22 protein-coding genes are annotated in these 21,298 nt (G+C 70.2%); 11 read left to right on the forward strand and 11 right to left on the reverse strand.

The genetic code is table 11. The features are described from left to right. Positions 1-19: 19 nt before the first annotated feature. A complete protein-coding gene (locus tag M4D53_RS12775) occupies positions 20-535 on the forward strand; it encodes a glycine cleavage system transcriptional repressor (protein WP_187662533.1) in 516 nt (171 codons plus the stop codon). 69 nt (positions 536-604) lie between these two features. On the opposite strand, the gene M4D53_RS12780 is transcribed toward M4D53_RS12775, so the two are convergent. Further along, positions 605-1,282 carry a FadR/GntR family transcriptional regulator gene (locus M4D53_RS12780; RefSeq protein WP_060922368.1) on the reverse strand — a complete coding sequence of 226 codons (678 nt, stop codon included), beginning with the start codon at positions 1,280-1,282 and terminating at the stop codon, positions 605-607. Positions 1,283-1,448: 166 nt separating this feature from the next. Between M4D53_RS12780 and M4D53_RS12785 the strand changes: the two genes are divergently transcribed. The 4 genes from M4D53_RS12785 to M4D53_RS12800 all read left to right on the forward strand — a co-directional run bounded on the left by M4D53_RS12785 (position 1,449) and on the right by M4D53_RS12800 (position 5,927). After that, positions 1,449-2,684, forward strand: coding sequence for an aminotransferase class V-fold PLP-dependent enzyme (locus tag M4D53_RS12785; RefSeq protein ID WP_259954362.1), 1,236 nt, complete (start codon positions 1,449-1,451; stop codon positions 2,682-2,684). Positions 2,685-2,745: 61 nt separating this feature from the next. Then, the gene (locus M4D53_RS12790) at positions 2,746-4,059 is read left to right on the forward strand and encodes an ABC transporter substrate-binding protein (RefSeq protein ID WP_259954363.1); all 1,314 of its coding nucleotides are present in this window, start codon (positions 2,746-2,748) and stop codon (positions 4,057-4,059) included. Between the two features lie 3 nt (positions 4,060-4,062). Next, a complete protein-coding gene (locus tag M4D53_RS12795; protein ID WP_187662536.1) occupies positions 4,063-5,010 on the forward strand; it encodes a carbohydrate ABC transporter permease in 948 nt (315 codons plus the stop codon). Next, on the forward strand, positions 5,007-5,927 hold the full coding sequence (locus M4D53_RS12800; protein ID WP_259954364.1) for a carbohydrate ABC transporter permease: 921 nt from the start codon (positions 5,007-5,009) through the stop codon (positions 5,925-5,927). The genes M4D53_RS12795 and M4D53_RS12800 overlap by 4 nt, the downstream gene beginning before the upstream one ends. A gap of 66 nt (positions 5,928-5,993) precedes the next feature. Here the strand turns inward: M4D53_RS12800 and M4D53_RS12805 are convergent, their stop codons facing one another. The 3 genes from M4D53_RS12805 to M4D53_RS12815 are packed head-to-tail and all read right to left on the reverse strand — an operon-like array spanning position 5,994 to position 9,061. Beyond that, the gene (locus M4D53_RS12805; RefSeq protein WP_259954365.1) at positions 5,994-7,007 is read right to left on the reverse strand and encodes an aldo/keto reductase family protein; all 1,014 of its coding nucleotides are present in this window, start codon (positions 7,005-7,007) and stop codon (positions 5,994-5,996) included. A gap of 53 nt (positions 7,008-7,060) precedes the next feature. Then, positions 7,061-7,558 (reverse strand): hypothetical protein, encoded by a 498-nt coding sequence (locus M4D53_RS12810; protein ID WP_259954366.1) that lies wholly within the window; start codon positions 7,556-7,558, stop codon positions 7,061-7,063. A gap of 9 nt (positions 7,559-7,567) precedes the next feature. Then, on the reverse strand, positions 7,568-9,061 hold the full coding sequence (locus tag M4D53_RS12815) for an aminotransferase-like domain-containing protein (RefSeq protein WP_259954367.1): 1,494 nt from the start codon (positions 9,059-9,061) through the stop codon (positions 7,568-7,570). Positions 9,062-9,080: 19 nt separating this feature from the next. Between M4D53_RS12815 and M4D53_RS12820 the strand changes: the two genes are divergently transcribed. Further along, the gene (locus tag M4D53_RS12820; protein ID WP_259954368.1) at positions 9,081-9,395 is read left to right on the forward strand and encodes a hypothetical protein; all 315 of its coding nucleotides are present in this window, start codon (positions 9,081-9,083) and stop codon (positions 9,393-9,395) included. Here M4D53_RS12820 and M4D53_RS12825 read toward each other — a convergent pair. Together M4D53_RS12825 and M4D53_RS12830 are read right to left on the reverse strand one after the other, a co-directional pair. Next, positions 9,383-10,861, reverse strand: coding sequence for a DUF4407 domain-containing protein (locus tag M4D53_RS12825; RefSeq protein ID WP_259954369.1), 1,479 nt, complete (start codon positions 10,859-10,861; stop codon positions 9,383-9,385). The two genes, M4D53_RS12820 and M4D53_RS12825, sit on opposite strands and share 13 nt — an antisense overlap. Before the next feature lie 120 nt (positions 10,862-10,981). Further along, a complete protein-coding gene (locus M4D53_RS12830) occupies positions 10,982-11,539 on the reverse strand; it encodes a TetR/AcrR family transcriptional regulator (protein ID WP_187662542.1) in 558 nt (185 codons plus the stop codon). A gap of 64 nt (positions 11,540-11,603) precedes the next feature. On the opposite strand from M4D53_RS12830, the gene M4D53_RS12835 reads away from it, so the two are divergent. After that, positions 11,604-12,227 (forward strand): NAD(P)H-dependent oxidoreductase, encoded by a 624-nt coding sequence (locus M4D53_RS12835; RefSeq protein WP_187662543.1) that lies wholly within the window; start codon positions 11,604-11,606, stop codon positions 12,225-12,227. Here the strand turns inward: M4D53_RS12835 and rlmN are convergent. Next, the gene (rlmN, locus tag M4D53_RS12840; protein WP_232089110.1) at positions 12,176-13,465 is read right to left on the reverse strand and encodes a dual-specificity RNA methyltransferase RlmN; all 1,290 of its coding nucleotides are present in this window, start codon (positions 13,463-13,465) and stop codon (positions 12,176-12,178) included. The genes M4D53_RS12835 and rlmN overlap by 52 nt on opposite strands. A 131-nt stretch (positions 13,466-13,596) precedes the next feature. Between rlmN and M4D53_RS12845 the strand changes: the two genes are divergently transcribed. From M4D53_RS12845 to M4D53_RS12855, 3 genes are all read left to right on the forward strand, one after another. Beyond that, complete coding sequence (locus M4D53_RS12845) at positions 13,597-14,235, forward strand: bifunctional 4-hydroxy-2-oxoglutarate aldolase/2-dehydro-3-deoxy-phosphogluconate aldolase (RefSeq protein ID WP_060923635.1); 639 nt, start codon at positions 13,597-13,599, stop codon at positions 14,233-14,235. A gap of 151 nt (positions 14,236-14,386) precedes the next feature. Beyond that, positions 14,387-14,974, forward strand: a complete 588-nt coding sequence (locus tag M4D53_RS12850) for an ankyrin repeat domain-containing protein (protein WP_259954370.1) — start codon at positions 14,387-14,389, stop codon at positions 14,972-14,974. Continuing rightward, on the forward strand, positions 14,971-15,720 hold the full coding sequence (locus M4D53_RS12855) for a sulfite exporter TauE/SafE family protein (RefSeq protein WP_259954371.1): 750 nt from the start codon (positions 14,971-14,973) through the stop codon (positions 15,718-15,720). The genes M4D53_RS12850 and M4D53_RS12855 overlap by 4 nt, the downstream gene beginning before the upstream one ends. A 98-nt stretch (positions 15,721-15,818) precedes the next feature. On the opposite strand, the gene M4D53_RS12860 is transcribed toward M4D53_RS12855, so the two are convergent. Then, a complete protein-coding gene (locus tag M4D53_RS12860) occupies positions 15,819-16,652 on the reverse strand; it encodes an SDR family oxidoreductase (protein WP_259954372.1) in 834 nt (277 codons plus the stop codon). 80 nt (positions 16,653-16,732) lie between these two features. Further along, positions 16,733-17,491 carry an SDR family NAD(P)-dependent oxidoreductase gene (locus M4D53_RS12865; RefSeq protein WP_259954373.1) on the reverse strand — a complete coding sequence of 253 codons (759 nt, stop codon included), beginning with the start codon at positions 17,489-17,491 and terminating at the stop codon, positions 16,733-16,735. Positions 17,492-17,625: 134 nt separating this feature from the next. Here M4D53_RS12865 and M4D53_RS12870 point away from each other — a divergent pair, with 134 nt between their 5' ends. Then, a complete protein-coding gene (locus tag M4D53_RS12870) occupies positions 17,626-18,351 on the forward strand; it encodes an aminoglycoside 3'-phosphotransferase (protein WP_259954374.1) in 726 nt (241 codons plus the stop codon). Positions 18,352-18,358: 7 nt separating this feature from the next. Here M4D53_RS12870 and gadC read toward each other — a convergent pair whose 3' ends face one another. After that, positions 18,359-19,831 carry a glutamate/gamma-aminobutyrate antiporter GadC gene (gene gadC, locus M4D53_RS12875; protein ID WP_259954375.1) on the reverse strand — a complete coding sequence of 491 codons (1,473 nt, stop codon included), beginning with the start codon at positions 19,829-19,831 and terminating at the stop codon, positions 18,359-18,361. Between the two features lie 9 nt (positions 19,832-19,840). Continuing rightward, the gene (gene gad / locus M4D53_RS12880) at positions 19,841-21,211 is read right to left on the reverse strand and encodes a glutamate decarboxylase (RefSeq protein WP_259954376.1); all 1,371 of its coding nucleotides are present in this window, start codon (positions 21,209-21,211) and stop codon (positions 19,841-19,843) included. Positions 21,212-21,298: the final 87 nt, after the last annotated feature.

Genomic DNA, 21,298 nt, shown 5'->3' on the forward strand with positions numbered 1-21,298 from the left:
CCCGGGTTACGCTGACCCCATGACCACGCTCATCCTCACCGTCGCGGGTGCCGATCGTCCTGGCCTCGTGGCCGCCGTCGCCGATGTCGTCGATGCCCACGGCGGCAACTGGGAGAACAGCTCCCTCGCCGAGCTCGCCGGCACGTTCGCGGGTGTCATCGAGGTGTCCGTGCCGACGGAGCGCACCGGGGAGCTCGAGACCGCGCTCCGGGCGATCCAGGGCCAGGGGCTGCTCACGCTGTCGGTGCTCACCGGCACGCCGGGGCCGTCGGAGGACGAGGAGCAGCTGATCGTGATGCAGGTGCTCGGCAACGACCGCCCCGGCATCGTGCGGGAGGTGTCGGCGGTGCTGAACGCGCACGCCCTGAGCATCGAGGAGCTCACGACCGAGACCCGGGAGGCCGCGATGGCCGGCGGGCGACTGTTCGAGGCCTCGGTGATCGCGAAGGTCCCGCCGACGGTCGACCTCGACGCCCTGCGCGCCGACCTCGAGCGCCTCGCGTCGGAGATCCAGGTCGACATCACCCTCGGCTGACCCCGTTCGAATCGCCTGAATGGCTCTATCCGGCCGCCGGATGGGACCGATCGCGCGATTCGAACGCAGTCAGAGGCCGGAGTATCGCCGCACCCAGTACTCGGTGTAGGCGACGTGGGCGGACGCGGCGGCGGAGGCTGCCACCGGATCCGCAGCGGCGAGGCCGCGCAGGATCGCGCGGTGACCGGCATCGGAGTGGATCTTGAGCTCCGCGGCGTCCTCCGGGTCGGATATCCGGTAGGCCCGGGAACGGGAGCGCAGCACGTCGATCAGGCTGGTCAGGGCCTCGTTGCCCGCGACCGATGAGATCGCCATGTGGAACTCGTGGTCGAGGCGGGACTGCGCCTCGAAGTCCGTCGTCGACTCGATCTCCGTGAGCACCTCGTCGAGCGCGGCCACCGTGTCGTCGTCGATACGGGCCGCGGCGAGCGCCGCCGCATGGGGCTCGAGCACCCGTCGGAGCTCCGTCAGTTCCAGCACCCCGGCCATCGGCAGCAGTCCGACCGTGAGGGACAGGCTGCCGATGAGGTCGGCGGCGCGGAGCTCGCTGACGTAGCTCCCGGAGCCGTGCCGCGTCTCCAGCACGCCCAGTGCGGCGAGGGTGCGGATGGCTTCGCGGAGCGATCCCCGTGAGACGCCGAGCCGTTCGCACAGCTCTCCCTCGCTCGGCAGCCGGTCGCCGGGGCGCAGAGCGCCGTCGGCGATGAGGGCCCGCAGCCCGTGCAGCGCCGTGTCGAGTGCGCTCATCGTCATCCTCTCCGCCACTACCCCACCCCTCGTGAAGTCTGTCGGACACACCGGCGGCCGCAAACTCGTATGACAACTATGTTTCATCTTCGCGCTTTCGTAGCCAAAACCGAAGGCGTGTGGCAAAGTTGTGCAACAACTCGCCCCCACTCACCGATGAGGTCCGATGCCCGCTCCGCAGTTCCCCGCTCCGCTCACGCTGAACTCCGGCCTGCGGGCGCGCGACGCCTGGCCGCTCGACCCGATCGTGATCCACCTCAACCACGGGTCCTTCGGGGCGGTGCCGTCGGTGGTGGTCGCCCATCAGGACGCCCTGCGCCGCCGCGCCGACCTGAGCCCCGTCGAGTGGTTCCCGCGCATCGCGGAGCGGGTGCAGGAGGCGAGGCAGCGGACGGCTCCGTTCGTCGGCGCCCGCGCGGAGGACAGCGTGTTCGTGCCCAACGCCTCCGCCGCGGCCACCGTCATCTACAACGCCCTCCAGCTCGAGAGCGGCGACGAGATCCTCGTCACCGACCAGGGCTACGGGGCCATCACCATGGGAGCCGAGCGCCTCGCCCGCCGGTTCGGCGCCGCCGTCCGCACGGTCGCCCTGCCCCTGCTCGCCGATGACGACGAGATCGTGCAGCTGTTCGCTGACGCCCTCACCCCGCGCACGCGGCTGCTCGTCGTCGACCAGATCACCTCGCCCACGGCTCGCCTGCTGCCGACCCGCCGCATCGCCGACCTCGCGGCCGAGCGCGGCGTGCGCACCCTGGTCGACGGCGCCCACGCCCCCGGCCTCATCCCGGACGCGGCGGCCGTCGCCGGCGGCGACTGGTGGTTCGGCAACCTGCACAAGTGGCCCTGCGCCCCGCGCGGCTCCGCCCTCCTGGTCACCACCGCCCCCGACCGCGACGAGCTCTGGCCGCTGATCGACTCCTGGGCCGCGCGCGAGCCGTACCCCGAGCGCTTCGACACGCAAGGCACGATCGACGCCACGACGTACCTCGCCACCCCCACCGCGATCGAGTTCATCGAGGCCGAGTTCGGATGGGCGGCCGCCCGCGAAGCCATGGCAGCGCGCGCCGACGCGGGGGCCGAGCTCATCGCCGAGGCCCTGCGCCCGTTCGGCGACGAGGACCCGCTGACCCCGCTCCCCTCCCCGGTGCCGTCCATGCGCCTCATCCGGCTGCCGCTCGGCCTCGGCGCCACCCGCGAGGAGGCCGACGCGCTGCGCATGGACCTCCTCGACGAGGTCGGCGTGGAGACCGCGTTCACGAGCTTCCGCGGCGTCGGCTACTTCCGCCTCTCCGCGCACCTGTACACCGAGGCCGCCGACGTCGAGGCGTTCGTCGAGCGCTGCGTCCCGGCGATCCTGCACCGCGCGGGCATCCGCCCCGCCGACGCCCTCATCCTCCCCTGACCCGCATCACCTCCCGCACGACCCACCCGAACACCCACCCACCCCCACCGAGAGGCACATCGTGAAGAACAAGATCTTGACGACCGCAGCCGGAGTCGGCACCGTCGCCGTCCTCGCACTCACCGGATGCTCCGGAGGCTCCGGCTCGTCCGGCGGCGACGGCAGCGTCACACTCCAGATGGTCGAGAGCCTGACGAACCCGGCGCGCACCGAGCTCCTGCGCGGACTGCTCGACGAGTTCGAGAAGGACAACCCCGACATCACCGTCACCCTGGTCTCCCCGCCCACCGAGCAGGCCGACCAGAAGATCCAGCAGATGCTGCAGTCCGGCAAGGGCGTCGACGTGCTCGAGGTGCGCGACATCACCGTCGGGCCGTTCGCGAACAACGGCTGGCTGTACGACCTGGGCGACGATCTGAAGGAGTGGGACGGCTGGGACGCCCTGACCGAGAACGCGCAGTCGGCATCGGTCGCGGAGGACGGCAAGAGCTACTTCGTCCCCTACGGCTTCTACGGCCTGTCGCTGTTCTACCGCACGGACCTCGTCGAGCAGGCCGGCTTCGACGGCCCGCCGCACAGCTGGAAGGACCTGCTGGAGCAGGCGTCCGCCATCCAGGACCCGTCGAACAACATCTACGGCTACGCCTTCCGCGGCGGGCAGAACGCCAACAGCAACGTCGTCGCGGCGATCGAGGCCTACACGATCGACGGCCTCGACACGGAGGACGCGTTCCTCATGGAGGACGGCTCGACGATCTTCGCCGCGCCCGAGGCCCAGGAGGCCGTCGACGACTACTTCGACCTCTTCAAGGAGGCCTCGCCGCCGTCCGCCGTCTCGTGGGGCTACCCCGAGATGGTCGCCGGGTTCACCAACGGCACCACCGCGTTCCTGCTGCAGGACCCCGAGGTCATCGCGACGGTGCAGGACTCCTCGCTGACCGAAGACCAGTGGGACACCGCCCCGCTGCTCGTCGGCCCGTCCGGCAAGGCCGCGCAGCCCCTCGCCGTCGCCGGCTGGGGTGTCGCGGAGAACAGCGAGCACAAGGAGGCGGCGGTCAAGCTCGTCGAGTTCCTGTCGTCGGCCGAGCCCGCCACCGAGTTCGCGCAGGCGAACAGCCTCGTCCCGATCATCGCGGCCGCCGCGGACGACGAGTTCTACTCGACCGGCCCCTGGACGAGCTACGTCACCATGACCGAGGACCCGGAGACCTACGTCAACGTGCGTCAGCCGCGCGGGGTGAGCTGGTGGACCGAGTGGATCCAGAAGTCCGACCAGGACGTGCAGAGCGTGCTGCTCGGCAACATGTCCACGAAGGACCTCCTCGCCTCGTGGGACGCGTTCTGGACCGAGAAGTACGCCGCGGAGAAGGGTTGATCCGTGGCCCGCACCATCCGTGAAGGGGGCTCCGTCGGCACCGCCGGCGGGGCCTCCCCGGCATCGCGTCGTCGCCCCTTCCGGGGTCGCACTGCGCTCACCCTGCTGGCGTTCCTCGCGCCGGCGATCGTCTTCGTCTGCTGGTTCACGTACTGGCCGATGCTGCAGGGCGCCCGCATGGCGTTCCACGACTGGAACCTGTGGGACCTCACGTCGACCCCGTTCGTCGGCATCGACAACTTCCTCGCCGTCTTCCGGGACCCGGCGTTCCCGACCGTGGCGTGGAACTCCGTGCTCTGGGTGGTCGGCTCGCTCGTGCCGCAGCTCGTGATCGGCTTCCTCATCGCTCTCGCCCTGCGCAAGCGATTCCGCTTCCGCGGGCTCTACCAGGCGCTGGTGTTCTTCCCGTGGGCGGTGTCCGGCTTCCTGATCGGCATGCTGTTCCGCTGGATGTTCAACGCCGAGTTCGGCGTCGTCAACGACCTGCTCATGAAGGCGGGTCTGATCGACGCGCCGCTGCCGTGGCTGGCCGATCCGAAGCTCGCGATGTTCGCCGTGATCGTCGCGAACATCTGGTACGGCGTGACCTTCTTCGCGATCATGATCCTCGCGGCCCTGCAGTCGGTGCCGGACGAGATGCTGGAGGCGGCGAGCCTCGACGGCGCCGGCAAGGTGCGGCAGCTGTTCTCGATCATCATCCCGTACATCTCGATGACGTTGCTGCTGACGATCCTGCTGCGCGTGATCTGGATCTTCAACTTCCCCGACATCATCTACGCGATGACGAACGGCGGCCCGGCCAACCAGACCCACATCATCACGACGTGGATGATCAACTACACGCAGCAGGGCAACTACGGCATCGCGAGCGCCATCGGGCTCATCGTCGTGGCCTTCCTCATGGTGTTCTGCGCGTTCTACCTGATGGCGATGCGGAGAGTGCAGCGATGACCATCACCTCATCCGTCCGGACCGGCTCCTCGGTCACCGAGACGCGCCGCATCACGGTGCCCGACCCGAAGGCCGCCCCGCACCCGAAGCCCCGGGTGACGGTGGGCGGCGTGGTGCGTGTCGTCGGCCTGGGGCTGTGGCTGCTCATCACGCTGTTCCCGCTGTACTGGATCACGCTCACCGCGTTCAAGTCGCCGGGCACGATCAACCGCTTCCCGATCGAGTACTGGCCGAGCGAGCCCTCGCTCGACAACTTCACGAGCCTGTTCGAGAAGAGCTCGTTCGGGACGTTCCTGGCCAACTCGGCCATCGTGGCGGTGTCGGCCGGCGCGGTGGCGACGCTCATCGCCCTGCTCAGTGCGTACGTGCTGGCGCGGTTCGAGTTCCGCGGCAAGGGGGCGGTGCTCATCGCGTTCCTGCTGACGCAGATGATCCCGGCGTTCATCGCCCTGGGACCGCTGTACTCGATGATGACCGACCTGGGACTCGTCGACACCAAGCCGGGGCTCATCCTCGTCTACATCGCGATCTGCATCCCGTTCTCCACGGTCATGCTGCGGGGCTTCTTCGAGAACGTCCCCGACGCGCTGGAGGAGGCGGCGATGATCGACGGCTGCTCGCGCCTTGGTGCCCTGTTCCGGGTGCTCGTGCCGGTGATGACGCCCGGCATCATCGCGGCGTTCATCTTCAACTTCGTGAACTGCTGGAACGAGCTGTTCCTGTCGGTCGTGCTGATGAACACCGACGCGAACCGCACCGTCCCATCGGCGCTGAACGGCTTCATCTCCACGTTCAACATCGACTGGGGCTCCATGAGCGCCGCGGCCGTGCTGACCATCCTCCCGACGATGGTGATGTTCGCCCTCGCCAGCCGCTGGATCGTCCAGGGCCTCACGGCCGGGGCCGTCAAGGAGTAACCCGCCCGAATCGCGCACATGGTCCCATTCCGCGACGGAATGGGACCATTTGCGCTCTTCGAAGGCTTAGACGAGCCGGGACTTCGGCGACACCGAGTACGTGTGCTCGGCGTCGCGGTTGACCGTGTCGCCGAGAGCCTCGTCGATCGCGGTCATCGTGTCGGCGTCGAGCTTCACGCCGGAGGCCTTGACCGTGTCGGCGAGCTGCTCCGGGCGGGAGGCGCCGACGAGGGCCGCCGCGACGTTCGGGTTCTGCAGTACCCACGCGATCGCGAGCTGCGGCATCGACAGCCCCGCCTGCTCGGCGATCGGCTTGAGGCGCTGCACCGCGGTGAGGATGTCGTCCCGCAGGAAGCTCTTGATGAAGCCCGCGCCCGAGTTCTGGTCGGTCGCCCGCGAGCCCTCCGGCACCGGCTGCCCCGGCAGGTACTTGCCGCTGAGCACGCCCTGCGCCATCGGCGACCAGACGATCTGCGAGATGCCGAGCTCCTCCGACGCGGGGACGACCTTGCCCTCGATGACCCGCCACAGCATCGAGTACTGCGGCTGGTTCGAGATGAGCTGGATGCCGAGCTGCTTCGCCAGCGCGTGCCCGTCGCGGAGCTGCTCCGCGGTCCACTCCGAGACGCCGATGTAGAGCGCCTTGCCCTGCCGCACGATGTCGGCGAAGGCCTGGAACGTCTCCTCCAGCGGGGTCTCGTGGTCGAAGCGGTGCGCCTGGTACAGGTCGACGTAGTCGGTGCCGAGACGCTGCAGCGAGCCGTTGATCGACTCCATGATGTGCTTGCGGCTCAGGCCGGTGTCGTTCGGACCCTTGGGACCGGTCGGGAAGTAGACCTTCGTGAAGATCTCGAGGCTCTCGCGACGCTGACCCTCCAAGGCCTTGCCGAGCACGACCTCGGCGGCCGTGTTGGCGTACGTGTCCGCGGTGTCGAACGTGGTGATGCCGGCATCCAGGGCGGCGTGCACGGTCTTGACCGCGGCGTCGTCCTCGACCTGCGAGGCGTGCGTGACCCAGTTGCCGTAGGTGATCTCCGAGACCTTGAGACCGCTGTTGCCGAGATAGCGATAGTTGACCATGGACCAACGCTAGTCCCGCCAGGGGGACCGGCGGGCCGGATCGGCCGCGATCATCAGGCAGTGGCGGGCGAAGGTTCGCGGCGGCGGGACGTGACCGCGGCCCCGACCAGCACCCCGACCGCGGAGAGCGCGCTGACCGCGTACAGGGGCAGCGCCCACGGGGAGGCATCGGCGCCGCTGATGCCGAAGGTGTCGGCGAGCCCCATGCCGGGGCCGAACGACGCGACGAAGTAGGCCGGCGCCCCGCCCATGAGCAGCGCGAGGAAGGTCATGCCGGCCACCACCGCCGGAGCCCGCGTGAGGAGGCAGACGACCGCCGTCCCGACTCCCAGGCACACACCCGCGCCGAGGATGCCGAGGACGGTCTGCGGCATGAGGCTCTCTCCGGCGTTCGACATCGCGGCCCTGACCTCATCGAGGGAGAGGCCGCCCGGCGCCGCGGCGAGCGGGTTCAGCACGAGGATCTGCACGGCGGCGAGCGCGGCATACGCGGTGACGGCGAGCACGCCCGCGACGCAGATCCAGAGGGTGGGGCGCGGCACCGGTGTCATGCGGTCACCCTAGGCAGGGCTGCTGAGAGTCTCCCGGTACTCGCGCCAGGCGTCGCCCAAGCGGCGCACCCCCTCGGTGAGCACGTCGTCCGGCGCGGTGAACGGCAGACGCACGTGGTCGTCCGGCGCGGCGGCCGAGACCGCGAAGGCCCCGGTGCCCGCGATCGAGACCCCGTGCGCGGCAGCGACGCGCGCGAGAGCCGCCGCAGAGCCCCGAGGCAGCCCCGCCCACAGCGAGAGTCCGCCCCGCGGAGCGTCGTAGGTCCAGTCGGGGAGGTGCGCGGCCATCAACTCCTGCAGCAGGAGGAGGCGTTCCCGGTGCACGCGACTGTTGGCGCGGCGGAGCTCCGTCGCATGGGCGATGAGGTCGAGGGCGAGGAGCTGGCCGGGCACGCTCGTGGACTGGTCGGCGAGCTGGCGCGCACCGCGCAGCCGTCGGACCAGGACGGGGTCGGCGCGCAGCCACCCGATCCGCAGCCCGGCCCAGGCCCACTTCGACACGGACTCGACGACGAGCACCGGGGCGTCCGGCCGTTCCGAGGCGAGCGTGGGCGGCACGATCCCGTCGAACGAGATGCCGGCGACGACGCGGTCCTCGATCACGGGCACCCCGTACTGCGCGGCGAGTTCGGCCACGCGATGCCGCGCCGCCCCGGGCAGACGCGTCCCCGTCGGGTTCTGGTGGTGCGGGTTGAGCGCGACGAGCACGGGACGCAGTCGGGCCATCGCCTGCTCCAGCGCATCGACGTCGAGGCCGTCCGCCCCCATCGGCACGCCGTGGACCGTCCCGCCGCGCAACCCCACGGAGTCGGTCACGCCCGGCCACGTGATCTCCTCCGCGAGGACGACGTCCCCCGGCTCCACGAGCGCGTTGACGACGAGGCTGATGGCCTGCTGCGCGCCGTGGGTCACGAGGATCTGCTCGGGCGTGGTCGGCGTCCCCTCGGCGCGGTACATGTCGGCGATGAGTTCGCGGAGGGCCGGGAGACCCGCGGGGTCGGTCTCCGGGAGCAGGGCGAGGTCGAGCCGCGGCTGGTGGTCGCGGATGAGCTGCACACCCAGATCCGGGATCTGCGGGACCGTGCGGAGCAGGTCGATCGCGTTGGGGAGTGCCGAGAACAGCGCCTCGCCACGTCCCGGACGGCGGTCGGCCGCGGGCGCCGTCCTCGCCCCCGACACCCTCGTCCCACTGCCCTGCCGGCGCTCCACGAGACCCTGCTCCGCGAGGGACGCATAGGCGGACACGACCGTGCCCCGCGAGACCGCGACCACCGCGGCGAGGGCGCGTTCGGCAGGCAGGCGGTCGGCGGGGCGCAGCTCACCACTGCCGATCAGGGCGGCGATCCCTGCAGCGAGTCGGGTGGAGAGGGTGCCGTCGCCATGGGCCCAGCGGCCGAGGCGTGCGGCGAGCGCGGCCGCGGAGACCTCCCCGCCCTGGACGAGAGGGCCGGGGGCCGATCCGTGGGCCACCGGCGTCGCATTGGCCCTGTCGAGGGTGTCCATGAGACCCGATTCTGGACCAATGACAGTTCCCACGACCAGCTTCGGGCTCGATCTCGGTCCAATCGACCGGGATTGGACCATGGGCGAACTCCTCGACTGGCTCGGCGACGACGCCCGCACCCACGACCCCACCCTCCTCGGACCGCTCGCTCTCATCGAGGCCGGCGTGACCGGCACCCCGTGGCAGACCACCCCGTCCACGGTCGCCCTGACGCGTTCTCTCGCGCTGGCGTCCCGGTCCGGGGACCTCTCCCGCGTTCGAATCGCCCACTTTGTCCCGAACCCGGCCGGGATGGAGCACAGTGAGCGATTCGAAAGGAGTCAGGTGGCCTGAGCCCCGGGGGTGGTGACGATGTCGGCGCGGTCGCGGAAGCCCTCCGCCGTCACCCTGTCCAGGGCGACCTGCTTGCGGATGGCCAGCGCCTTCTCGTAGAGGCTCGGGTCGCCGTAGCTCGTCAGCACCTTCACCAGCACCGGCAGTAGCTCGATCATGAAGAAGAGCGCCGCGATGAGGATGTGCGCCCACAGGATCGTGGGCTCCTTCTCGCTCAGGCGGTTGAGGCCGCTGATCTGGCTCAGCAGTCCCACCGCCCCGGCGTTGCCCTGCGCCACGGAGTCCGCCCGGGCGTTGTAAGCCGCGAGCGCTTGCTCATACGTGTCGCGCGCGGCGGGGAGCTCGTCCTGCGCCTGCTGACGGTTCTGCGACTCCGACGCCGTGGTGTTCTCCTTGGCGGCGCTTCCGGCAGCGGCGAGCTCCTCGTTGGCCGTGCGGAGCTGGGCGGCCAGTGCATCGTAGGTCTGCTGGGCCTCGGCGAGCTGGGCCTGCGCGGCCTGCGAGCTCGCACCCTCGCCGTTCACACCGGTGCAGCCGGGAACGGTGCCCGCGCCCTCGCCGGTGAGCTCGCACTGATACAGCGTCCGCGCCTGGTCGATCACCGCCTGCTGCTCCGTGAGCTTGGCCGTCAGATCGTCGACCGTGGACTGGGCGGCCGACTCCGTGGCCGATGACGACTCGGTCCCGGCGACGATGCCCGTCGCCGCCTGGTTCTCGAGCGCCGCGACGCGCTCGGACGCCGCGTCCAGCGCCTTCTTCTCCGGACCGGTCTCGAGCGCCTCCTGGTCGGACTGCGCCTGCACGATGTTGGTCGCGGCGACCTCCCGGGAGATGTCGTTGCGGAAGATCTGCAGCACGAGCGGCTCCGCGACGACGAACCCGATGATCGCCGCCATGATGACGCGGGGGATCGCGAGGCCGATGAGCTTCCAGACGTTGCGGGTCGACGTCATGGTCGAGGTGAGGAAGCGGTCGAGGTTGAAGATGATCAGTGCCCACACGATCGCGAGCGGGATGGCCAGCCAGACCGCCGCGCGCACCCCCGTCGTCAGGGCGAAGAGCATGGAGATCGCGCTGACCAAGGCGGTCCCGGCGAGCACGAAGAACATCTGCACGAAGCGCGGGGTCTCGCCGGGGACCCTGTCGAGGATCTCGCCCTCCGCCCCGCCGAGGATCGCGAGAGCACGGAGGCGTTCGGCGGCGGTGCGTCGGCGACGCGACTTCCGGACGCGCTGCGGGCGCGCCGGACGGTCGGGGGCGGGCTCCGCGTCGACCGGGGCGTCGGGCGCCGTCACCGGCTCGGACGTCGGGTCGTCGGACGCGACGTCGGGCTGCGCGGGTGTGTCGCCGGTCGGCTCGTACTCGCGCAGGAAGTCGAGGTCATCCGTCTCGGCGTTCGGGTCGCCGTCGATGATGATCCGACCCTGCGAGTCGAAGCGACCCGGGCGGTGGGCGGAATAGGGCATCCCGACAATCTACGAAACTCCGCCTGTGCATACCGTGGAAGACCGGGGCGAGAACCCTTCGAATCGCGCAGATCGCTCCATCTCGGCCGGGAATGGAGCAAGGTGCGCGACTCGAAAGAGTCAGCGGGTGAGAGAGGCCGCGTAGGCGGACAGGGCGTCGTCGAGCGTGAAGTGGCCGGCCGCGGCGAGGGTGCCCAGGCCGTGCATCAGCCCCCACAGCGACACGACGTCCGCCGGGCGGTCGAGCCCCGCCGCGGCGGCCGCCTCCGCGAGCACGCCCTCGAGCGCCTCGATCAGCGGGGCCATGGTCTCGGTAGGAGACCCCGGTACGCACACGGTGGGGTCGTAGACGGCATCGAACGCGTGGGGATGCTCGACGGCGAAGCGGATGTAGGCCGATCCTCCGGCGACGAGGGCGTCGTGCGGCGTCGCGGCACCCTGGGCCGCCACACGCACCTGCCGGAGAAGGTCGGCCATGCTCCGCTCGGCCAGGGCCTTGAGCAGCCCGAGGCGATCGGAGAAGTGGTGATAGGGGGCGTTGTGGCTGACGTTCGCCGCGCGCGCCACTTCGCGGAGGCTGATCTCGGCGGCCGGTCTCGTCTCGAGCAACCGCATCGCGGCGTCCTCGAGCGCACGCGCCAGATCACCGTGGTGGTAGCCGTCCTTCGAACTTGACATAAGCAACATTGTTTCCTATGTTGACACTGTCCAACCAGGTTGACACTGTCCAGATAGGAACCGCATGTCCGCACTCGTCATCGACGGCCACCCCGACGCCCGCTCGCTCACCGCCGCCCTCGCCCGTCGTTACGCGGACGGCCACGGCGATGCGCGCCTGCTCGCGCTGCGCGACCTCGACTTCGACCCGAACCTGCGATTCGGCTACCGGGAGCGCATGACGCTCGAGCCCGACCTCGTCGACGCGCGGCGCGCGCTCCACGAAGCCGATGCGCTCGTGGTCACCACCCCGCTGTGGTGGGGCTCGGTGCCCGCACTGCTCAAAGGGTTCTTCGACCGCACCCTCCTCCCCCAGCAGGAGTACCGCTACACGAAGCGCGGACTCCCCCAGGGGCTCCTCCCGGCGCGGCACGGCCGGCTGCTCCTGCTCGCGGACACGCCCTGGTACGCCGTGCCGTTCACCGGAATGCCCGCGCACACCCAGGTCGCCCGCAACACTCTGCGCTTCTGCGGCATCCGCGCCGTCCGCACAACGCGGATGCTGGGCGTGAAGCACGCCCGCCCTGCGACCATCACCGGATGGCTCGACCGGGCCGAGCGACTCGGCGCCGCGGATGCGGCTCGCGACCGCGCGCGTCAGGCCAGGGCAGCGGCAGCAGCCTCGTCCTCGGTCGTCGCCACGAGCTGACCGCAGGCGCCGTCGATCTCCTTGCCACGGGTGTCGCGGAGGGTCGTCGGGATGCCGGCGTCGTTCAGCCGCCGCACGAACTCGTCCGTGACGTCCTTCTCCGACGACGTCCAGATCGAACCCGGCGTCGGGTTCAGCGGGATCGGGTTCACGTGCACCCACCCGCGACCGCGCTGGTTGAGCTTCTCCGCCAGCAGGTCGGCCCGCCACGCATGGTCGTTCATGTCCTTGATGAGTGCGTACTCGATGGACACCCGACGACCGGTCTTGGCGTAGTAGTCGTAGGCCGCATCGAGCGCCTCGTCGACCTTCCACCGCGAATTCACGGGGATGAGCTCGTCGCGAAGGTGGTCGTCGGGGGCGTGCAGCGACAAGGCGAACGTGACGGGGATGTTCTCGTCGGCGAGCTTCCGGATCGCGGGCACGAGACCCACGGTGGACACCGTGATGCCACGCGCGCTCATGCCGAGACCGTCGGGCTGCGGGGCGACCATGGTGCGCACCGCGTCCATGACGCGCTTGTAGTTGGCGAGCGGCTCTCCCATCCCCATGAAGACGATGTTGGAGACGCGCTCCATGCTGTGGTCGTCGCGCTTCTTGCCGCCCAGCTCACCGTTGGCGATGGCCCGGTTCGCCCGGACGATCTGCTCGATGATCTCCGCGGTGGACATGTTGCGGGTCAGTCCCGCCTGCCCGGTGGCGCAGAACGGGCAGTTCATGCCGCAGCCGGCCTGGCTCGACACGCACAGCGTGATGCGGCCGGGATAGCGCATGAGGACGGACTCGACGAGAGCACCGTCATGCAGACGCCACAGGAACTTGATGGTGTCGCCGCGGTCGGTCTCCAGTCGTCGAACCTCGGTCATGAGGGGCGGAAGCATGCCGGCGACCAGCTCGTCGCGGATACCGGCGGGGAGGTCGGTCATCTCCGCGGGGTCGGACGTGTAGTGCCGGAAGTAGTGGGTGGCGAGCTGCTTGGCACGGAAGCCGGGGAGCCCGAGTTCCTTCACCTTCTCGATGCGCTCGGCCGGGGTGAGGTCGGCGAGGTGGACCGGCGGCTTGCCGCGCTTCGGGCTCGCGAACTGCAGCAGGGGGCGCCCTTCCGCGTCTTTCTTCTGGGTCCAGCCCTCGGTCGCGGGGCGCACCTGCGGGGTACGGGTCTCGCGGATCGCCCCCGAACGGGACGACGCGGGCGCTGTCGCGGAGCGCGTCTCGGGTGTGCGGGGGTTCTCGGCCATCCCTCCAGGGTACCGGGATGCGGGTGGGAGGCACCTGGGCACGACCCCTCTTCGCTCGCCGCTCCACGGCTACTTGTAATGACAAGTTGCGGTGCGGAAGAATGGGCCCGTCCCCTCGATCAAGGAGCAGTATGTCCGACCGTCTCGCCCGCGCCCGCACCACCGGCATCCTCGCCGTCCTCCGCGCCCCGTCGCCGGAACTGGCCCTGGAGGCCTCGGAGGCGATCATCCGCGGCGGCGTCTCCGGCATCGAGGTGACCTTCTCGACTCCGGACGCCCCGGCCGTGATCCGCGAACTCATCGCCCGTCACGGAGACGCCGCGTACATCGGCGCCGGCACCGTCACGACGGCGGAGCAGGCGACCCAGGCCGCCGACGCGGGTGCCGCCTTCCTCGTCAGCCCGGGAACCCTCCCCGACCTCACGCGCGCCATGCTCGACACCGGCCGCGTGGTGATGACCGGTGCGATGACGCCGACCGAGGTCATGGGGGCCCTCGAACTGGGCGTCGACGTCGTGAAGATCTTCCCCGCCTCCCTCGGCGGCCCGTCCTATCTCGGGGCCCTGCGCGGACCGTTCCCCGACGCCCCGCTGATGCCCACGGGCGGCGTGAAGCCCGACAACCTCGCCGACTGGTTCGCGGCCGGCGCGGTCGCCGTGGGGGCCGGTGGCGACCTTGCGAACGGCGCCGCGATCGCGAACGCGGACTGGGCGGACATCGAGCAGCGGGCCTCGCGGTTCGCGGCCGCGCTCGCTGCCACGCGGGGCTGAGCCGTCGACCTCCGGGATCATTTGGTATACCGGATGCATGCGGATGCGACGGGTGGCGACGACCGTCGTTCTCGCGGGGGCACTGCTTCTCGCCTCGGCATGCACCGCCGCGACCTCGTCGCATCCCTCGCCACCGATCCCGGAGGTTCCTATGACCGACGCCACGCCCGACCTGCTCGCCGCGGCCGCCGCGGGGGACGCTGACGCCGTCCGCCGCGCGCTGGACGCGGGTGCCGACATCGAAGCCCGTGGCGACGGCGGCATGACGCCCCTGATCGCGGCCACCAAGGCGAACCATGTCGACGCAGCACGGCTCCTGATCGAGGCCGGCGCCGACGTGAACGCGAAGGACGACATCCAGGACTCCGCCTACCTCTACGCCGGCGCCCGCGGGCATGACGAGATCCTGCGGATGACCCTGGCGCACGGCGCCGACCTCCGCAGCACGAACCGCTTCGGCGGCACCGCGCTGATCCCCGCGTCCGAGCGCGGCCTCCTGCAGACGATCGAGATGCTGCTGGACGCGGGCGTCGACCCGGATCACATCAACAATCTCGGCTGGACCGCCCTGCACGAGGCGATCGTGCTCGGCGACGGCTCCGCCCGCTACGTCGAGGTGGTGCGCGCGCTCCTCGACGGCGGCGCCGATGCGACCATCCGCGACGGCGACGGCGCGCTGCCGCTGGACCTCGCGACCGACCGCGGGTACGACGCCATCGCCGCCGAGCTCCGGCGGTGACAGCGCTCGATCCCTGGGCCTGGGCCGCGCTCTGCGTGGCCGCGGTCGTCATCGGGATCTCGAAGACCGCTCTTCCGGGCGGCAGCATCCTCGCGATCGCCCTGTTCGCCGCGGTCCTTCCCGCACGCACCTCCACGGCCGCGACGCTCCTGCTGCTGATGGTGGGCGACGTGTTCGCGCTGCTGGCCTATCGACGGCATGCGCACTGGCCCACGCTGCTGCGGCTCGCACCGGCGGTCGTGGCAGGACTCCTCTTCGGCTTCGCGTTCCTCGCGCTGACCGGAGACGGGGTCGTTCGCCGCGCCATCGGCGTGATCCTGCTGCTCATGATCGCCGTGACCCTGTGGCGCCGGTGGCGGAAGGCCAGGGCGGAGGAGGAGGCGGCGGCCAGGGGCGGTGCGGTGCTGGCCGGGGTCTACGGGACGCTGGGCGGCTTCACGACCATGGTGGCCAACGCGGGCGGGCCGGTGATGTCGATGTACTTCCTCGCCACCCGCACGCCCGTCCAGGTTTTCCTCGGCACCTCCGCCTGGTTCTTCGCGATCATCAACGTGATCAAAGTGCCGTTCCTCGCCGGGATCGGGCTGTTCACCGGCCCCGTGCTGCTCACCGATGCGATCCTCGCGCCGCTCGTGGTGCTCGGCGCGCTGCTCGGCCTGCGGGTGGCGCGGCGCCTGGACCAGCGGCTCTTCGACCGCATCGTGATCGTGCTGACGGTCCTCGGTGCCGTGTACCTGCTGCTCTAGCCCTTCGACGGGCTCAGCGACCTTCGACGGGCTCAGGGACCCACCCCTTCGACAGGCTCGGGGACCCAGCGGTGGGTCGCCGAGCCTGTCGAGGCGCGTCAGTCGAGGAAGATGTCGGGGAACAGCGCGCTGTCCGGAGTGCCGGGGACGGCGGCGTAGCCCGAGAAGTCGGTGACGCCGTTCGCCTCGAGCACATCCTCCACGATCAGCGACTGCCCCGTGTACGTGCGCGCCGGCTGGGTGAGCACGGCATAGGCGGCGTCGGCGTAGATGTCCGCCGTCCGGCTCGCGGCCATCACCTTGTCCCCGCCGAGGAGGTTCTGCACCGCGGCCGTCGCGATCGTCGTGCGCGGCCACAGTGTGTTGGCGGCGATGCCGTCGGCCGCGAACTCCGCCGCGAGTCCGAGCGTGACCATCGTCATGCCGTACTTCGCCAGCGTGTACCCGGTGTGGGCGCCGAGCCACTTCGGGGTGGGGTTCAGCGGCGGCGAGAGCGAGAGGATGTGCGGGTTCTCGGCGTCCCTGAGGATGGGCACCGCGGCCCGGGAGAGCATGAACGTCCCGCGGACGTTCACGTCCTGCATCAGGTCGTACTTCTTCGCGGAGAGGTCGAGCGACCGGGAGAGGTCGATGACGCTGGCGTTGTTGAGGACGATGTCGATCCCGCCGAACTCGCCCTGCGTCTTCATGACGGCCTCGGTGATGTGGTCGTCGTCCCGCACGTCGCCCACGATCGGCAGCGCCTGGCCGCCGGCGGCGCGGATCTGCTCGGCAGCGCTGTGCACGGTGCCCTCGAGCTTCGGGTGCGGGGAGTCGGTCTTGGCGAGCATCGCGATGTTCGCGCCGTCCGCGGCCGCGCGCAGGGCGATCGCGAGGCCTATCCCGCGGCTGCCGCCCGACATGAGGATGGTCTTTCCGGCGAGTGTGCTCATGGTTCTCGTTTCGAATCGCGTGATTGGCTGGATTTCCGGCTCGAATCGGGTCATTCAGGCGATTCGAACGCCGGGAGGGGTCACCGCGGGGCCATGCGGATGGCACCGTCGAGGCGGATGGTCTCGCCGTTGAGGTAGCCGTTCTCGACGATCTGCTGCACGAGGGCGGCGTACTCGTCGGGGCGTCCGAGGCGAGCGGGGAACGGCACCTGCTGACCGAGCGAGTCCTGCGCCTCCTGCGGCAGCCCCATGAGCATCGGCGTCTCCATGATCCCGGGGGCGATGGTGCACACCCGGATGGCGTGGCGGGCGAGCTCGCGGGCGATCGGCAGGGTCATCGCGTGCACCCCGCCCTTGGAGGCCGAGTACGCCGGCTGCCCGATCTGCCCGTCGAACGCGGCGACGCTCGCCGTGTTCACGACCACGCCCCGCTCCTCGTCGTGCAGCTCGTTCGCGGCGATGACGGCGGCGGCCTGGGAGATCACGTTGAACGTGCCGACGAGGTTGATCCGGACGATCCGCTCGAAGTCGGCGAGGACGGCGGGGGCGCCGTCCCGGTCGAGCACCTTGGCGGGCGGGGCGATGCCGGCGCAGTTCACGACGACCCGTAGCGGTGCGGCGGCCTGTGCGGCGGCGATGGCGGCCTTGACCTCGTCGACGCTCGTCACGTCGGCGGGGATGAAGAGACCGCCGAGCTCCGCCGCGACCTCCTCCCCCTTCGACGAGGCGAGGTCGATGATGGTGACGTGCGCGCCCGCGGCCGTGAGCCGACGGGCGGTCGCGAGTCCGAGTCCGGAGGCGCCCCCGGTGACGAGGGCCCCCTGTCCGCTGATCTGCATCTGATGTTCTCCTTCGAACGTCGTCGTGCGACATGCATGGAACGCAGTCCCAGCCTATGCGGTTCTTGGTGTCACCGCAGGCCTGCCGCGTCGCCCCCGAGCCTACGACACCGGCGTTCCGGCAGGATGGACGGGTGAGCATCCCCGCAGCGTCCGTCGAGGTCCCCGCCCGGGTGCGCGAACTCGCCGCCGGGCCCGCACTGACCCCCGCGTGGCGCAACGCGCTCGGCGGCCTGACCTTCCGCACCGATGACGGCCGCTACATCAAATGGGGTCCCCTCGATCCCGAGGCGAACATGCGTGACGAGGCCGAGCGGATGCGCTGGGCCCGCACCTGGACCACCGTGCCCGAGGTGATCTCCCAGGGCCAGGACGAGGCGTACGAGTGGCTCGTGACGACAGCCCTCCCCGGCAGCAGTGCGGTGGATCCGCGCTGGGCGTCGTCTCCGGAGACCGCCGTGCGCGCGGTCGGGGTCGGTCTGCGCCTCCTGCACGACGCCCTCCCCGTCGCGGAGTGCCCGTGGACGTGGAGCCCGGCGGAGCGCATCGCGAACGCCGCCGCCCGCGGCACGACGGTGCCGACGGACCTGCTCGAGCCGCCGTCGATCGACCGGCTCGTGGTCTGCCACGGCGACGCGTGCCTCCCCAACACCCTGCTCGACGACGACGGCCGTCCGGTCGCCCACGTCGACCTCGCCGCGCTCGGGGTCGCCGACCGGTGGGCCGACATCGCCGTGGCCGCCATGAGCACGCTGTGGAACTTCGGTCCCGGGTGGGAGGACACGCTCATCGCGGCCTACGGCGTCGACCCCGACCGCCCGAGGCTGGAGTACTACCGACGGCTCTGGAACGAGTCCTGAGCCGGGCTCACGCCTCCGGGTGGGCGTCGCTGAGGAGGCTCCCGTCGGCCGGGCGCCGATCCCACGACGGTTTCCGCAGCGCGTAGAACAGCAACGGCGGAGCGCCGAGCACGACGATCACGACACCGACGATCCACGGGTACGCGGCGGCCGGGAACGCGGTGAAGCCGTCGGGCGGGATGAAGGCGAGCAGGAACGCCGCGAGGCAGGCGAAGAACCCGACGCCGGCGACGAACGGGAGAGCCTTCACCCGGTAGGCACGGGGGACGTCAGGCGCCTTCCGCCGCAGCACCATCGCCGAGGCGAACATGAGCATGTACATGATGAGGTACAGCGCGGCGGCCATGTCGATGAGCGCCACGAAGGCGGCGCTGACGTTGGGCACGATGATGAAGATCGCCGCGAGGATCGTCACGATGGTCCCCTGGAGCATCAGGATGCCGGACTGCACACCGGCCTTGTTCCGCTTCTGCAGCAGCGGCGGGAGCAGTCCCGTCTCCGCCGCCGCCAGCACACCCTTGGAGGGACCGGCGACCCACGTCACGACCGAGGCGAGGGCACCGGCGGCGATGAGCGCGGACACGACGGCCGTCGCCCATCCCATGTCCCAGTGGTCGAAGTACTCCCCGAACGCGAGCATGATGCCGTTCGTCAGCCCGAGCTCCTTCTTGGGCACCGCGACCGCGATCGCGATGGTGGGCAGGATGAAGACGAGCAGGATGAGGCCGGCGGCGAGGAACACCGAGCGCGGGTAGCCCTTGCCGGGATCCTTCATCTGATTCACGTGGACCGCGTTCACCTCCATACCGGCGTAGGCGAGCACGTTCGAGACGATCAGCACGATGGACGCGAGACCCGTGAACGGCGGGATCACCGCCGAGGCCTCGAGCGGTACCTGGCTCTTCTCCCCGCTGAAGACCCACACCGCCCCGAACACGATGAGCAGCACCGCCGGGAACAGCGTGCCGATGATGCCGCCCCACGAGCCCAGCTTGGCGAAGAGGTCGCCGCCGCGGAGCGTGACGAGCGTGGCGCCCCAGTAGCAGACGATGATGATGACGGCCGTGAAGAAGCCGGAGCTGGACAGCGAGGGGTCGAGGAAGACGAAGGCGAGGGCGCCGGCCACGAACGCGAGCTGCGTGGGGAACCAGACGACGTTCTGGATCCACTGCAGCCACACCGCGGTGAATCCCCAGCGGTTGCCGAGGGCCTCCCGCACCCAGACGTACACCCCGCCCTTCCACCCCGTCGCCAGCTCCGCGGCGACGAGGGCGGTGGGGACGAGGAACAGCACCGCGGGGATGAGGTACAGCATGATGCTGCCGAGGCCGTAGATCGCCATCGCGGGCAGCGACCGCAGGCTCGCCACGACGACGAGGGTGAGCAGGGCGAGCTGGCCGATGCCGAGGACGGCGACGGCGGGACGGGAGACGCGCGGCGCGGGCGCGGCGCCGGTCGGACCGGACTGCGGAGCGGACATCTCGGCCCCCTAGTGGTGGAACGCCGAGTCGGGGTGGTCGGACGGCATGGGGGCCGTGAGCGCGTCGAGGTGGGCCACCTCGGCGGTGATGGCGTCGAGCAGTTCGGCGGCCAGGTCCATGCTGAGCCCGTTGCGCACGACGATGCGCTGCACTGTGAGGTCCTCCAGATCGGCGGGCATCGGGTACGCGGGGACGAGCCAGCCGCGCATCCGGAGCCGATCCTGCAGGTGGTAGAGCGTCCACTTGTCGGTGTGCCCGTCCTTCAGGCGCCAGGCGAACACCGGGATGTCGCTGCCGTCGTTCCACAACTCGAACGCGTCGAGCTTCGCGATGCCCGCGGAGAGGAACTTCGCCACGTCCTGCGAGGCCTGCTGCACCGCGCGGTAGCCCTCGAACCCGAGGCGGAGGAACAGGTAGTACTGCAGCAGCACCTGAGCACCGGGGCGGGAGAAGTTCAGGGCGAAGGTAGGCATCTCCCCGCCGAGGTAGCTCACCTGGAAGACGAGGTCCTCCGGCAGCCACTGCGCGTCGCGCCAGACCACCCAGCCGAGGCCGGGGTAGACGAGACCGTACTTGTGTCCCGAGGTGCTGATCGAGTGCACACGCTCCAGTCGGAAGTCCCACACGAGGTCCGGCTGGAGGAACGGAGCGATCATGGCACCGGAGGCGCCGTCCACGTGGATCGGGATGTCGAGGCCGGTCTTCTCCTGGATCGCGTCGAGCGCCGCGGCGATCTCCGCCACCGGCTCGTACATGCCGGTGTAGGTGACGCCCATGATGGCGACGACCCCGATGGTGTTCTCGTCCACGTACTTCTCGAGATCGTGGCCGTCGAGCGTCTTGTGCTCCTCGCTGATGGGCACGTAGCGCGGCTCGACGTCGAAGTAGTTGCAGAACTTCTCCCAGCACACCTGCACCGCGCTCGACATCACGAGGTTCGGCGTGGAGGCGTCCTTGCCGGCGGCACGGCGGGCCTGCTGCCAGCGACGCTTGAACGCGAGACCGCCGAGCATGCACGCCTCGGAGGAGCCGATCGTCGACGTGCCGATGCTGCGCGCCGCATCCGGGGCCTTCCACAGGTTCGCGAGCATGTGCCAGCAGTTGTCCTCGATGGCGGCGGTCTGCGGATACTCGTCCTTGTCGATCATGTTCTTGTCGAAGGAGGCCATGTAGACCTGCTTCGCCTCGTCGTCCATCCAGGTGCTGACGAAGGTCGCGAGGTTGAGGCGTGCGTTGCCGTCGAGGATCGTCTCGTCCTCGACGATCTGCTTCGCCGTCGCGGGGAGCGACTCGGTGTCGGGGATGACGTGTCGTGGTGCGACGGTGGCCTCGCCCGGCCGCGTGAAGAGCGGCTGGTCGTCGGCGGAGGAGATGCTCATGGGACGTCCCTTTCGGTCGGTGTCGATTGCCACTGTCTCCTGCGGACGCTAGCCCCGCCTCCGACCGACCTCCAGGGACCCTCGTCC

The organism is Microbacterium meiriae, assembly GCF_025143875.1.
In the GTDB taxonomy this organism is placed as follows: Bacteria; Actinomycetota; Actinomycetes; order Actinomycetales; family Microbacteriaceae; genus Microbacterium; species Microbacterium meiriae.

Bases quoted from the DNA above. Each gene is read 5' to 3' on its own strand.
- M4D53_RS12815 (WP_259954367.1), bottom strand. From the start codon at position 9,061: ATGGACACCCTCGACAGGGCCAATGCGACGCCGGTGGCCCACGGATCG.
- M4D53_RS12775 (WP_187662533.1), top strand. From the start codon at position 20: ATGACCACGCTCATCCTCACCGTCGCGGGTGCCGATCGTCCTGGCCTC.
- rlmN (WP_232089110.1), bottom strand. From the start codon at position 13,465: ATGGCCGAGAACCCCCGCACACCCGAGACGCGCTCCGCGACAGCGCCC.
- M4D53_RS12780 (WP_060922368.1), bottom strand. From the start codon at position 1,282: ATGAGCGCACTCGACACGGCGCTGCACGGGCTGCGGGCCCTCATCGCC.
- M4D53_RS12845 (WP_060923635.1), top strand. From the start codon at position 13,597: ATGTCCGACCGTCTCGCCCGCGCCCGCACCACCGGCATCCTCGCCGTC.
- M4D53_RS12820 (WP_259954368.1), top strand. From the start codon at position 9,081: ATGACAGTTCCCACGACCAGCTTCGGGCTCGATCTCGGTCCAATCGAC.
- M4D53_RS12835 (WP_187662543.1), top strand. From the start codon at position 11,604: ATGTCCGCACTCGTCATCGACGGCCACCCCGACGCCCGCTCGCTCACC.
- gadC (WP_259954375.1), bottom strand. From the start codon at position 19,831: ATGTCCGCTCCGCAGTCCGGTCCGACCGGCGCCGCGCCCGCGCCGCGC.
- M4D53_RS12805 (WP_259954365.1), bottom strand. From the start codon at position 7,007: ATGGTCAACTATCGCTATCTCGGCAACAGCGGTCTCAAGGTCTCGGAG.
- gad (WP_259954376.1), bottom strand. From the start codon at position 21,211: ATGAGCATCTCCTCCGCCGACGACCAGCCGCTCTTCACGCGGCCGGGC.
- M4D53_RS12830 (WP_187662542.1), bottom strand. From the start codon at position 11,539: ATGTCAAGTTCGAAGGACGGCTACCACCACGGTGATCTGGCGCGTGCG.
- M4D53_RS12865 (WP_259954373.1), bottom strand. From the start codon at position 17,491: ATGCAGATCAGCGGACAGGGGGCCCTCGTCACCGGGGGCGCCTCCGGA.
- M4D53_RS12785 (WP_259954362.1), top strand. From the start codon at position 1,449: ATGCCCGCTCCGCAGTTCCCCGCTCCGCTCACGCTGAACTCCGGCCTG.
- M4D53_RS12825 (WP_259954369.1), bottom strand. From the start codon at position 10,861: ATGCCCTATTCCGCCCACCGCCCGGGTCGCTTCGACTCGCAGGGTCGG.
- M4D53_RS12850 (WP_259954370.1), top strand. From the start codon at position 14,387: ATGACCGACGCCACGCCCGACCTGCTCGCCGCGGCCGCCGCGGGGGAC.
- M4D53_RS12860 (WP_259954372.1), bottom strand. From the start codon at position 16,652: ATGAGCACACTCGCCGGAAAGACCATCCTCATGTCGGGCGGCAGCCGC.
- M4D53_RS12810 (WP_259954366.1), bottom strand. From the start codon at position 7,558: ATGACACCGGTGCCGCGCCCCACCCTCTGGATCTGCGTCGCGGGCGTG.
- M4D53_RS12800 (WP_259954364.1), top strand. From the start codon at position 5,007: ATGACCATCACCTCATCCGTCCGGACCGGCTCCTCGGTCACCGAGACG.